Origin of the sequence: Streptosporangium sp. NPDC050284 (assembly GCF_044459525.1) — a bacterium.
Lineage (GTDB): Bacteria > Actinomycetota > Actinomycetes > Streptosporangiales > Streptosporangiaceae > Streptosporangium.
Window position 1 is genome coordinate 405,697 of sequence record NZ_JBITIZ010000001.1, and the last position, 12,196, is coordinate 417,892.

Annotated in this window: 12 protein-coding genes; 4 read left to right on the forward strand and 8 right to left on the reverse strand. The window is 67.1% G+C overall.

The annotated features are described in order from the left end of the window. Positions 1 to 13: 13 nt before the first annotated feature. The 6 genes from gvpO to ACIBH4_RS01825 are packed head-to-tail and all read right to left on the reverse strand — an operon-like array spanning position 14 to position 4,034. The gene (gvpO, locus tag ACIBH4_RS01800; protein WP_362763528.1) at positions 14 to 484 is read right to left on the reverse strand and encodes a gas vesicle protein GvpO; all 471 of its coding nucleotides are present in this window, start codon (positions 482 to 484) and stop codon (positions 14 to 16) included. A 45-nt stretch (positions 485 to 529) separates the two neighbouring features. Then, entirely contained in the window at positions 530 to 751 is a 222-nt protein-coding gene (locus ACIBH4_RS01805) for a gas vesicle protein GvpG (protein ID WP_362511736.1), read from the reverse strand. Between the two features lie 31 nt (positions 752 to 782). Then, positions 783 to 1,673, reverse strand: coding sequence for a GvpL/GvpF family gas vesicle protein (locus ACIBH4_RS01810; protein ID WP_362511739.1), 891 nt, complete (start codon positions 1,671 to 1,673; stop codon positions 783 to 785). A 1-nt stretch (position 1,674) separates the two neighbouring features. Next, entirely contained in the window at positions 1,675 to 2,106 is a 432-nt protein-coding gene (gene gvpJ, locus ACIBH4_RS01815) for a gas vesicle protein GvpJ (protein WP_362763525.1), read from the reverse strand. A 36-nt stretch (positions 2,107 to 2,142) separates the two neighbouring features. Further along, complete coding sequence (locus tag ACIBH4_RS01820; protein ID WP_362763522.1) at positions 2,143 to 3,327, reverse strand: SRPBCC family protein; 1,185 nt, start codon at positions 3,325 to 3,327, stop codon at positions 2,143 to 2,145. A gap of 5 nt (positions 3,328 to 3,332) precedes the next feature. Continuing rightward, positions 3,333 to 4,034 carry a hypothetical protein gene (locus ACIBH4_RS01825; RefSeq protein ID WP_362763519.1) on the reverse strand — a complete coding sequence of 234 codons (702 nt, stop codon included), beginning with the start codon at positions 4,032 to 4,034 and terminating at the stop codon, positions 3,333 to 3,335. A gap of 458 nt (positions 4,035 to 4,492) precedes the next feature. Here ACIBH4_RS01825 and ACIBH4_RS01830 point away from each other — a divergent pair, with 458 nt between their 5' ends. Both ACIBH4_RS01830 and ACIBH4_RS01835 read left to right on the forward strand, forming a co-directional pair. Next, a complete protein-coding gene (locus ACIBH4_RS01830) occupies positions 4,493 to 5,185 on the forward strand; it encodes a hypothetical protein (RefSeq protein WP_362511750.1) in 693 nt (230 codons plus the stop codon). 14 nt (positions 5,186 to 5,199) lie between these two features. Continuing rightward, positions 5,200 to 8,166, forward strand: a complete 2,967-nt coding sequence (locus ACIBH4_RS01835) for an AAA family ATPase (RefSeq protein WP_362511752.1) — start codon at positions 5,200 to 5,202, stop codon at positions 8,164 to 8,166. 217 nt (positions 8,167 to 8,383) lie between these two features. On the opposite strand, the gene ACIBH4_RS01840 is transcribed toward ACIBH4_RS01835, so the two are convergent. Beyond that, positions 8,384 to 8,629, reverse strand: coding sequence for a DUF397 domain-containing protein (locus ACIBH4_RS01840; RefSeq protein WP_386208349.1), 246 nt, complete (start codon positions 8,627 to 8,629; stop codon positions 8,384 to 8,386). Positions 8,630 to 8,647: 18 nt separating this feature from the next. Then, positions 8,648 to 9,472 (reverse strand): helix-turn-helix transcriptional regulator, encoded by an 825-nt coding sequence (locus ACIBH4_RS01845; protein WP_362763516.1) that lies wholly within the window; start codon positions 9,470 to 9,472, stop codon positions 8,648 to 8,650. Between the two features lie 231 nt (positions 9,473 to 9,703). Here ACIBH4_RS01845 and ACIBH4_RS01850 point away from each other — a divergent pair, with 231 nt between their 5' ends. Both ACIBH4_RS01850 and ACIBH4_RS01855 read left to right on the forward strand, forming a co-directional pair. Further along, entirely contained in the window at positions 9,704 to 10,072 is a 369-nt protein-coding gene (locus ACIBH4_RS01850) for an ATP-binding protein (RefSeq protein ID WP_362511758.1), read from the forward strand. 158 nt (positions 10,073 to 10,230) lie between these two features. Next, a complete protein-coding gene (locus ACIBH4_RS01855) occupies positions 10,231 to 12,066 on the forward strand; it encodes a M14 family zinc carboxypeptidase (RefSeq protein ID WP_362511761.1) in 1,836 nt (611 codons plus the stop codon). Positions 12,067 to 12,196: the final 130 nt, after the last annotated feature.

Sequence of the window (12,196 nt, forward strand, 5' to 3'; positions counted from 1 at the left end):
CACGTCGGCCACGTCAGCCCCCCTCGGCACTGTCCGCCCGGCCGCGCCGGTAGCGCTTCACCCTGCGGTACGACAGCAGGTCGCCGGTGGCGTCCAGCTCGATCTGGTAGAGCGACAGCATGTCGCCGGAGGAGGGGATGTGGCGGCTCTCGACGACCTCGACCTCGACCAGCCAGCCGTCCTCGGCCCGTCGTACCAACGTCACCCCTTCCGTTTCCTTCGAGGTCAGATCGGCGATGTGCCGCAACCCTGCCGCTCCGGCGGTCGCCGCAGACAGGGCGGAGGAACGCCGCCGCGGCTTCTTCGCGGGCTCGTCCTCGTCCTCCTCGTCTTCGTCCTCTTCTTCTTCGCCCAGGTCCTCCTCAGAGAGGTCCTCGTGGGACTCCTCGTCCTCGTCGAAGTCCTCGTCGAAGGTTTCGTCGCCGGCGGTCTCGTAGGAATCGTCGGCGGAGCGTTTCTCACGGGTTCCGCGCCTGACAGGCATGGGATCATTCCCCTCGTCGTCTCCGCAGCGATGCGGTCCTACCGGCTAGGTGAGCAGATCTCCGAGGATCCGCTCCGCGGCCGCGGCCTCCTCCTCTTCGGAGATCTCGCCGGCGGCCCTGGCCTCCTCCAGTTCCTCCAGACGGCGCCTCACCGCCGCGGGGCTCCGGAGTTCCTGCTCGGCCTGTTCCTGAAGCAGCTCCGCGAGCCGGATCAGCCCGCGCAGCGGCGCGAGCGGCAGGCCGAAGATGAGCCCCAGTGGTTCCACGATCGATCAACCTCCTTCCACATCCCGGCCCTTACGTCTTGACGAAGTCGTACGGTGCCAGCGGGCCGAGCAGGCGCAGCTCGACACGGCCTGCCCACCGGGTCCCGAACTCGTCCACGGCCTCCTCGATCTCCCGACCACGGTCGGTGTCCGCGAGCAGGGCCACGTGGACGGCGTCCCGCTCGTGGGTGGGCTCGCGGACGAGGGCGGAGACGCAGAGCGGGTCGAAGGCTTCGACCAACGCGTCGGTGTCGGCCTCACGCTTGGCCGCGATCGACATGTTGATCAGCTCTCCGAGCCGCATCCTCGTGTCCCACGTCGCCTCCTCGGGGCGTCCGTGGATCGCCTCACGCAGCCGCGCGATCTCCGGGTCCTCGTCGAGTACCTCCCGCAGGATGGCCCGCTCGACGTAGCGTCCCTTCACGACGTACTCCGCGCGCCCTTCCAGTTCGCTCAGCGTGGCGAGGAACTCGTCGTAGTAGGGGGCGAGCAGCTCGTCGACGACCGCCTGGGCGTCCGTCACCACCGCTCCGAAACGCAGGGGGAGTACGGGCACCTGCGTGGCGGTGGCGTCGAGCAGGTGCTCGTGGGCCATGAGGTCGTCCGGTCTGCCGAGAGGGCGGTCGGTGAAGACGTCGCTCACCAGGGCGGCGATCTCCTTGTGGCGCACCAACTCGACCACGTTCGGTGGATCTCCCACGCCCCGGGTACCCGGGGTCAGCTCGACGTCGGACGGAATGATCCCGTACACGTAGGTGCCGGCCGTGCTCCCGGGGGCGCCGTGTTCCTTGGATGGTTTTTCTTCGGATCGAGCCGTGGCGGACTGATCGGTGCGACCGGTGTCGTGCCGTGCCGTCCTGCGGGTGTCGGTCTTGGGGCTGTCCGACCGGACCGTCCCGCGCTTGCCAGTGGAACCGGGCATCTCACTCCTCCCTGCGCCGTCTACGGCGGGGCGCCGGCTCACGTTCCTCGTCGGCCTCCTCGAACTCGTCCTCGCCGGTCGTCAGGCCTTTGATCTTCTCCCCTGCCGCGTCCAGCACTCCCTGCGTCGCGCCCTTGACCTTCGCCTTGCTACCGCCCTGCGTCATGTCCTCCACCAGTTCCGGCAGCCCCTTCTGGTTGCCGGTCTGGGTGAGGTCGAGGCGGTTGACGGCCTCGGCGAAGCGCAGATAGGTGTCCACGCTGGCCACCACGATGCGGGCGTCGATCGTCAGTAGTTCGATTCCGACCAGGGAGACCCTGACGTAGGCGTCGATCACGAGTCCCTTGTCGAGGATCGTGTCGATGACGTCAGCCAGTCCTGACGAGGACCCGCGGCCGCTCGCACCGGCGCCCGAAGGTTGAACGATGGTCATGGCGTCTCCTCCCCGGTGTCCCTGAGATCTGCCCGGTCACGTACGACTGGCCGACCTGCGGCGGGCGGGGCGTTGGGGCTTCTCTTCCGCGCTCTTGGAAGCGGCGGGCCTGCGACGCTGCGGGCGCCTGGGCGGCTCCTCCTCCTCCTCTTCCTCTTCCTCCTCGTCCTCGTCGGCCGCGCGCTCCTCTTCCGGTTCCTCCTCGGGCTCCTCTTCCTCCTCTTCCTCCTCTTCGAGTTCGTCCTCCTCGGGCTCTTCTTCCTCCTCTTCCTCCTCTTCCGGCTCCTCGCCCTCTTCCGGCTCCTCGGCCTCGCCGGTCTCCGTGCGTTCCTCGTCGGACGGCTCCTCCTCGGAGCCCTTCTCGGCCTCCTCCCTTTCCTCCTCCTCGCGAAGTGCCGTCTCCTGGTCCTTGACGACCTTGCTGTCGCGGATCTCGCCGCGCCATCCCTCAAGGTCATCGGGCTTCAGGAGCACCCGGCTCATGACGTGCCGCCGGAAGTGCTTGAGCTCCAGGCGTGCACGCCTGCCCTGGGCGCGCCACAGGTTGCCGGTGCGCTCGAAGAGGCCCTGCGGGTAGTACTCCAGGACGAGCAGGACCCGGGTGAGATCGGGAGTGATCTCGTGGAAGGTCACGGCACCGTCGACGTGCCCCTTCTGTCCCTTTGAGCGCCAGATGATTCGCTTGTCCGGCAGCTGTTCGAGGATCGTCGACTCCCAGGTCCGGCGGGACAGGAAGATCTTCGCCGTCCATTCGAGCTTCTCGTCGGACTCCTGGTCGACGCCCTCGACCTTCTTCATGAAGCTCGGGAAGTCGCCGAACTGGGTCCACTGGTCGTAGACGACGCGTATGGGGGCGCCGACGTCGATCGTCTCGATGATGTTGATCATCTTCAGCTTCCCGCTCTGGCCACCCTTGCCCCCGCCTCCCGTCAGTTTCTTGGTCAGGCCGCCGATCGCCATCTTGCCCAGGCCCTTCACCATGCTTCCGGCGATAGACGCTTTGGGGTGTTTGGAGCCGGTCATCGCGCTGAGCAGGCCGGACCCGCTGCCTTCTGCGTAGTCGGTCAACCGGCCGGTCGCCCCCTGGACCTTCTCGCTCACCGATGACAGAGCCCGCTCCCCAAGGGCTCCGGCGAGGTTCTGGAACTCCTGTTTGAGTCGGTTGGGGGGCGCTTCCTTGTCGCCCTCACTGTTAGGACGCTTCTTCGAGGTCTCGGCCATCTAGGTCACCCCCCTGCCCTGGCGGGCGTCGGCTTGGTGCGGGAAGAGGTGGATCCACTCCGGGAAGGGGGGCGGCGCTTGGACCTGGCCCGTGGCTCCTCTTCTTCTTCCTCGTCCTCCTCCTCGTCCTCGGAGTCCCGAGGCGCCTTCCTGGTGGGTTTGGCCGCAGGCTTGCGGCGCCCGGAAGTGGCGGAACGCCTGCGGACGGGCGGAGCCTCCTCCTCCTCCTCTTCTTCTTCCTCGCCCTCCTCCTGCTCCTCGTCCGTCTCCGGTTCGTACTCTTCCTCCTCCTCGGCCCGGCGCCGTGCCTTCCTGCGGGACAGGATGCCCTTCATGCGCCCGCGCTTGGGCTTCTCGCCCTCCTCGCCTTCCTCTGGTTCCTCTCCCAGGTCCTCCAGGGGGTTGCGCAGAGATTCGGCCCGGTCGTGAAGTCTGTTGCTGAGCGAGTCGACCTGTCTGCTCACCGCGGCCTTGGCGGCGGCCTTGCTCGCGTCGACGAGGTCGCCGCGCACGCTTTCGGTGATCTTCGCCAGTTCCGGGGAGGAGCTGATCACCTTCAGCGCCTGCTGCAGGAGGTCGCTCTGGCCGCCGCTCAATCGACCGGTCGCTCCGGCGGCGGCCAGTGCCATCGCCAGTCGCAGTTTCTGGCGTCGCCCCAGAAGGTAGCCGCCGGCCACGGCGAGGGCTATGCGTACTTCGTTCCTCACAGTAATCACTCCTTGTCGGCTGCTTCGTCGTCGTTTCAGTCCCTGAGGGGTTTTCGCCGATATATCGCTAAAGAAGGAGGCATCGGTGCTGTTTAATGCCATTTCTCGGCAAAGGCAGAAAGAGTCACACTTTAGGGATTATGAACCTTATACCCCCAAAAAGGTGCATAACCATATATGTAGGTAAAAAAACGACAAATGGGACCGGATCCCCGTGGTTTGCGGGGATCCGGTCCGCAGAAAAGGTGGAGTGGGTCCGCTTGGCCCCTGTACCGAGAGGGAGGGTGGAGGTTCAATGATGTCGGGAATCCAACATCGACTTTTTGTAACAAGTGAGGCTGTTTTCCCGGAAAGATTTGGTCAAGATTTCCGAAGTTCGGTGAGCCGGGACAGGAGAGAGTCACTTAAAAAACGGGCACAATCACCTCGTTAACCCGTAAAGCGGAGGTATAGCCCTGGTGAAAAGATCAAGGGCCGGGTTCGCCGTGGTGACTGTGGCGGTCGTCTCCGCCATGGTCGGCGGGCTCACGGGATGCGCACGTGCTGAGTTCACCTACGTCCGCCACGACGACGGGCAGACGTACTTCAAGGTTCCGGCAACCTGGCGGAAAGTCGACCAGGCCGCGCTGGACAAGGCGACCATCGGGGCCGATCCCGAATCGGCCACCGCGCGGCTGCAGAGGCAGCTCATCTGGTCGGCCGCCTACGACGCCCACTCCCAGCCCTCTCCAGACCACCTTCTCGGCTACGGCACCGGAGACGAGCCGTTCGTCTTCGCCAGGATCGCCAAGCTCCTCCCCGACGAGCAGGACTCGTTGTCCCTGAACACCATGCGCAACTCCGTCCTGCCCGTCACCGAGACGGTGCGCAAGGAGTACGCGAAGATCCCCGGTTACCCGTTGCAGGACTTCGAGTTGCTCGCCGACGAGGTGCTCCGGCCCGGAGACGGCCTGCGCGGGGTGCACGTGCGGTTCAACTACGCGATCCAGGGGGCCGGGATCGAGACCTTCGACCTCACCTCCTATCAGGCCGAGGACGGCAAGCAGATCTCCACCCTGCTGATCCGCTGTTCGGCCGCCTGTTACCGGAAGCGCGCCGGGGAACTCGAGAAGATCGCGCAATCCTTCAAGGTCAAGCGACTCACCGGGTGAGGAGAAGCCCGTCCATGAAGTCACCTCCACCGCCCCCCAACTTCGAAGGACTCCGGGCTCCCGGCTCCGGCCCGACAGATCCGCACCCCGACAGGCGAAAGAAGATGCCGTTCTGGGACCGGATTAAATTCCTGCTCATCCTCACGATCATCTATTTCGTTCTGGTGTGGAGTGAGATGGCCTCGTACGAGGGCATCATCACGTTCCAGGATGCGATGATCATCACCGCGATCGCGGCACCGTGGATCTTCTGGCTCCTCGGGGCCGAGTTCCTGAGGCAACTCCACTTCTTCGTCAGCGAGCGTTCCGCCGGATACAACCGGTTCTGGACGCGCGGTGTTTTCGGTGGCTTCGAACGTTGGAGCCATCGCCGTTTCTCCGACTGGAACCGCTTCAGGATGGCGCGGGCCATCAAGTGGGTGTTCTGGATCACGGTGCTCGCCCTCATCCTCGGGGAGGTGCTGGACACCTCTCCGGCGCTCGCCCTGTTCCAGGCGCCCGCGCTGCTCTGGCAGGCCCTGCCGTACATGGCGCAGCTCGCCTTCGCGTTCTTCTTCATCGCCTTCCAGTTCATCGGCCTGTTCTGGCTGTTGTCGCGGGGCGGTGTGGAGACGTACTTCCCCGACGACATCAAGACCCGCTTCACCGACGTCTGGGGCCAGGACCACGTCGTCGAGCGGGTCAAGGAGAACATCGTCTTCCTGGAGCGGCCGGACGCGATCGAGGAGCGCGGCGGCTACGTGCCCAGCGGCCTGCTGCTGTGGGGGCCGCCGGGCACCGGCAAGACCCTGATGGCCGAGGCCGTGGCCGGGGAGACCGGCAAACCGTACGTGTTCGTCGACCCCGGCGCGTTCGTCAACATGTTCATGGGCATCGGCATCCTGAAGGTGAAGTCGCTGTTCAGGAAGCTCCGCAAGCTCTCGCTGCGCTACGGCGGCGTGATCGTCTTCTTCGACGAGGCCGACTCCCTCGGCAAACGCGGCTCGCTGGCGCAGCAGGGCCCCAGGGGCGCTCCCGGGTTCTCCCCGCACGCCGCCGGATGCCACGGCTTCGGCTATCTCAGCGAGGACACCCGGTGGCTGCTGACCCGCAAGGGCGCGGCCGAGCCGAACGAGCCCGACACCGGCCGCAGCCGCTTCATGATGGGCGGTATGGGCGGGGGCGGCGGCGACGCGGGCACGCTGCAGGCGCTGCTCACCGAGCTGTCGGGCCTGAAGAAGCCGAGAGGCATCGTCAACCGGCACGTGCGAAGGCTCTTCGGCATGCGTCCCAAGCCGCCGCCGAAGTACCGGATCCTGGTCATGATGGCCACCAACATGCCCAACTCACTGGACGAGGCTCTGCTGCGGCCTGGCCGCATCGACCGCATCTACAAGGTGGGTTATCCCTCGAAGGCGGGCCGGGTGCGCACCTACCGGGGCTACTTCGACAAGGTCGACCACGAGCTCACCGAAGCGCAGCTGGACAAGCTGGCGACGATCACCCCCTACGCCACCGGTGCCACGATCAAGGACCTGGTGAACGAGTCGCTCATCACCGCGATCCGCGACGGCAGGGAGACCATCACCTGGTCGGACGTGACCCGCGCCAAGCGGCTCAAGCAACTCGGCCCGCCCGAGGACGTGGAGTACATCGAGCGCGAGCGGCACGCGGTAGCCGTGCACGAGGCCTGCCACGCCGTGGCGGCGTACCGCACCCGCTACCACCTGGAGATCGACATCGCCACCATCGAGAAGGGCGCCGACTACCTCGGCATGGTGGCGAGCATCAAGCCGGAAGACCAGTTCACCCGCTGGAAGTCCGAGCACGAGGCCGACATCATGGTCTCACTCGCCTCCCTGGCGGGGGAGCGGATGTTCTTCGGCGAGGACAACTCCTCAGGGGTCTCCGGTGACCTGTTCTCCGCGACGTACCTCACCGCGCTGATGGAGGCGCACTGGGGCATGGGGCGCGGGGTGACCTCGGTGCCCGCGCTGCAGGAGCTGGAGATCCTGGGTGGCAAGTCGATGCCCAAGCCGGGTGGCGGGGGCATCGGTTTCACCAAGACGCCGGGGGGCGGCCAGCCGCTCGCCCCCGACGTGCTGGGCGAGCGCATCGAGTTCAACCTGGTGGGCCTGCTCGACCGCACCGAGCGACTGCTGCGCGAGCACCGGCGGGACGTCCTGTGCCTGGCGCACGCGCTGGAGGCGCACAAGACGCTCAACGGTGACGACGTGGTCGCGATCCTGGAACGCAGGCGGGGGCCGTTGATCGACGGCTCCGTCTACGCCTCGGACGACTTCTACGCCGAGATCGAGGAGTATCACCTGGAGGCGGCGCGGGCGCACCGCGAGCACAGCCACGTGGCACGGGCCCTGCCCGTCCCGCGGGCCGTGCCCGTGCTCGAACCCGCGGCCGTGGTCGTCCAGGGGGCGATGCTCACGGGTAACGGTCACGGTTCCCCGGTGTCGAACGCGGTGTCGAGCCCGGTGCCGACGCTGCCGGGCACGATGTCGGCCTTGGCGCCCCCGGTGCCTTCGGCCTCCGCGGCCGGGCCCGACTTCGTGCCCTGGGGCGACGACACCCGGGCGCCTCGCCCGTCGCCGTCCACGCCACCGCCACCCCCGCCACCGCTCGCCCCTCCCGCCTCGCGTGGCGGGAAGTCGCGGATGGTGTTCGTGGTCGTGGCCAGCCTGGCCGCACTCGCGGTCTTCACGACGCTGGGCGCCTACGTGCTCAGCGGCGGGGCGGTCACGATGGGCCGCGCGGGCTCGCCGGACTCCGGCACGCTCACGGTGGTGTTCGTCGCCGTATTGGCGGCGATTGTGGGGGCGGCGATCGTGGCCGCGGTCACCAGGGGGGCGCAGGCGGCCAAGGCCAGGGCCGAGGCTCAGCGGGACAGTGCCGTGGAGCGTGCTCAGCTGCTCGCCGCGGCGATGGACCCGCAGGTCGCGATGCGGATCCTCGGCTACAACGGCACCGAAGAGCGGCCTCCGCACTGAGGACTCCCGGCCGGTCCTGGGATCTCCGGCGAGCGACGGCCGGCGAGTGAGGGCCCGGGTGACGAAGACCGGGAGACGGCGGTGGGAAACGGCGACGGTTAAGGAGTGACGGGTAGCGAGTGAGGGACGACGACCACAGCCCGCCGGGCCGAGGCCGCGGGCGGGCTGTGGCCGGAGGTTCCGGGGGAACCGTGAGGCTGGTTCCCCCGGAGCTCCGTCAGTCGAACTCGCCGTCCTTCACGCCGCCGACGAAGGCGTCCCACTCGCTCCGGGTGAACGCCAGCGCCGGGCCGCCCGGATCCTTGGAGTCGCGGACGAGATACAGCCGATCGGCGTTCGCCTTGTGCCGGGCGGCCGCCTGCTCACCGGGGACGACCGCGACCTCCACGCAGTCACCTCCGTTGGTGCTACGGACGCTCTTACGCCACTCGGCGCCGGACAGATCCATCGTGGACCCTCGCACTTTTTCTTCCTTCTACTGCTAGGGGGAGGAGAACCTTCTCGCCATCTGGGCGATGAAGGCTGCCGAGGCCTCCTCGCTGAGAGCCATCTCGCAGAGACTCTCGAACATGGAGGCGTATCGGCGGACTTGCTCGGGGTTGTCCGGCACGTCCCCGCTCGCGGCCTGCTCCAGATAGAGCAGGTCGGGGGCTTCGGGTTCGGGGAAGCTGAGCAGGCAGAATTTGCCGTCCATCGCGGCGTGCGCCCCCACGGAGAACGGGACGACCCGTATCTCCACGTTGGGCAGCGTGCCGAGATGGACGAGATGCTCCAGCTGCTCCGACATGATGTCGCCACCGCCGATCCGACGCCGGATCACCGCTTCGTCGAGCACGGCGACAAGGTGGATCGGGTCACCGGGCCCGTGCAGCAACCGCTGACGCGAGATGCGCACGGAGACCGTCTCCTCGACCGTGGAGGGGGTCTGGACTACTGAGGTCGCCTCGATCACCGCGCGTGCGTACGGTTCGGTCTGCATCAGGCCGGGGACGACCAGCGGCTCGTACGAGCGCACGAGCGACGCTTCGGCCTCAAGCCCGATGTAGGAGTCGAAGCCCGGTTTGAAAGCCTGACGGTGGGGGTGCCACCAGCTCCGCCTTCTGGCTTCGACGGCCATCTGGATCAGGGAGTCTCTCGCCTCCCCGGTCACGCCGTACACCTCGGTGAGGGCTGACACGTCCGAGGGGCGAGGCCGGGACTGGCCCGTCTCGTACCTCCAGACGGTGGTGTCGGTGGAGCCGATCCGCTCGGCCACCTCTCCCCGCGTCAGCCCACTGTCCTTTCGCAGACGGCTCAGCTCAGCCATCAGACGGCGATGACGGGCCGTGGGGCTGTGTCGAGAGGCCACGCATCCACCTCCCTCCGTCCTTTGATAGCAAATCTGTGGAATCCCAACATGAGGTATTGCAGTCCTTGATAGAACAGTTCACCGTGAGTGAGTGTGCCATCTCAGAGGGCGATGTGCATGGAATATGCGCGTCGGGGAGCGAGGTCAACGATGACGACCGGACGGCGGGCCGCCTCGCCAGGATCGACGATGACCCTCAAAGGAGTCCCGGAGTCGGTGTCGGTGGCGCGGAGCCGGGTCAGGGAGCTGCTCGGTGAGGGGCATCCCGCGTCCGACGACGTCGTCCTCCTGGTGAGCGAGGTGGTGACGAACTCGGTGCTCCACTCCGGCTCCGGAGGTGGTGGCGAGGTCGCGATGACCGTGGCGGTGGGATCGACCGCGGTGCTGGTCGAGGTCTGCGACGCCGGGTCGGGGGCTTCGGTGCCGCACGTGCGCAACGAGCCGGAGGCGGAGGGCGGGCGGGGCATGTTCCTGGTGGATCTGCTCGCCGACGACTGGGGCATCCAGGACGACGCCCCCGAGGGGTCCAGGATCCTCTGGTTCGAGATCGCCTTCTGAGCCCTGGCCGGGTTTCACCCCGATCTCACCCCGGGTTCTGTCCGGCCGTGCGGCGAAGTTACCGCTGCCGCAAAAATTTGGGCCTTTGCTAATCAACGCCGCTGTTTGACTCTCAGTGGAGGCATGCGACAAAACCCTAGAGTGCGTGCCTGAGGAGGATGCAGGTGAGACGCCGTCTGATCGTGGTGTTCGCCGCCCTGGCGCTGTTATGTCTCGGTGTGACCGGGGCGGGAGCCTCGGCCGAGCCGCAACCGAACAGCCAGTACAAGGTTCAGGGGCCGAGCACCGCCCAGCAGCGAAGTGCGGTGGCCGCCACCGGCGCCGCGATCGACCAGGTCGACCCCGACTCGGTCGTGATCACCGCCAGCGAGGCGGAGGTCGCCGAGATCAAGAAACTCGGCTACACCGTCACGAAGATCCCCAAGTCGTTATCCCCGACCGGGCCGGAGCGGCTCGCCGACTTCCCGACGGCGGACTCCGGCTACCACAACTACGCCGAGATGACCGCCGCGGTGAACCAGATCGTCGCCGACCACCCGACGATCGCCCGCAAGATCAGCTACGGCACCTCGTACGAGGGACGCGACCTGATCGCCGTCAAGATCAGCGACAACGTCAACACGGACGAGAACGAACCCGAGGTGCTGTTCACCCACCACCAGCACGCCCGCGAGCATCTGACCGTCGAGATGGCGATCTATCTGCTCAACCTGTTCACCGACGAGTACGGCACCGACAGCCGCATCACCAACCTGGTCAACGGCCGCGAGATCTGGATCATGCCGGACCTCAACCCCGACGGCGGCGAGTACGACATCGCCGCGGGCTCCTACCGCTCCTGGCGCAAGAACCGCCAGCCCAACTCGGGCTCATCGGCGGTGGGCACCGACCTGAACCGCAACTGGGGCTACAACTGGGGCTGCTGTGGAGGCTCCTCGGGCTCCGCCTCCAGCGACACCTACCGTGGTTCGGCGGCCGAATCGGCCCCCGAGGTGAGGGCCGTGTCCAACTGGGTGCGCAGCCGGGTCGTCGGCGGCGTGCAGCAGATCAAGGCGCACATCGACTGGCACACCTACGGCGAGCTGATCCTGTGGCCGTACGGCTACACCTACAACGACACCGGCCCCGGCCTCACCCAGGACGACCGTGACGCGCACGCGACCCTGGGACAGAACATGGCCTCCACCAACAACTACACCCCTCAGCAGGCCAGCGACCTCTACATCACCGACGGCACGATCGACGACTGGCTGTGGGGCGTCTACAAGATCTTCAGCTACACCTTCGAGATGTACCCGGTCAGCTCCTCGCCGGGCTTCTACCCCCCTGACGAGCAGATCGGTCCGCAGACGACCCGCAACAAGGAGGCCACGCTGCGCTTCCTGGAGTACGCCGACTGCGTCTACCGGATCATCGGCAAGGAGTCGCAGTACTGCGGGACCGGCACCCCACCGGTGACTGTCTACTCCGACGATTTCGAGACGGCGACCGGCTGGACGACCAACCCCTCAGGGACCGACACCGCCACCTCGGGTCAGTGGGAGCGAGGCGTCCCGCAGGCCACCAACTCCAGCGGCGCCAAGCAGCTCGGCACCACCGTGAGCGGCACCAACGACCTGGTCACCGGGAGGCTCGCGGGCGCCGCGGCCGGCGACTACGACATCGACGGAGGCATCACCAGCATCCGCTCCCCGGCCATCACCCTGCCGTCGACCGGGACGCTGAACCTGTCGCTGTCGTGGTATCTGGCGCACGGTTCCAACTCCTCAAGCGCCGACTACCTGCGCGTGAAGGTCGTCGGCTCCACCACCACCCAGGTGTTCCAGCAGCTCGGCGCGGCCTCCAACCGCAACGGCGCCTGGGCCGTGGCGACGGCCAACCTCTCCGCCTTCGCGGGGCAGACGGTCCGCATCCTGATCGAGGCCGGTGACGCCTCGGGCGCCTCCCTGGTCGAGGCCGGGATCGACAACGTCAAGATCACTCAGCAACCCTGACCCTTCCTCGGGGCGCCCCCACCGGGGGCGTCCCGAGTCCGCCGGCCTTCCCCTCACCCGAGATCCGGGAACTTCGGGAACGCCGGATCGCACAGGCGTGTGGGAGAGCGGAGAGGCCGGGGAGCCTCGG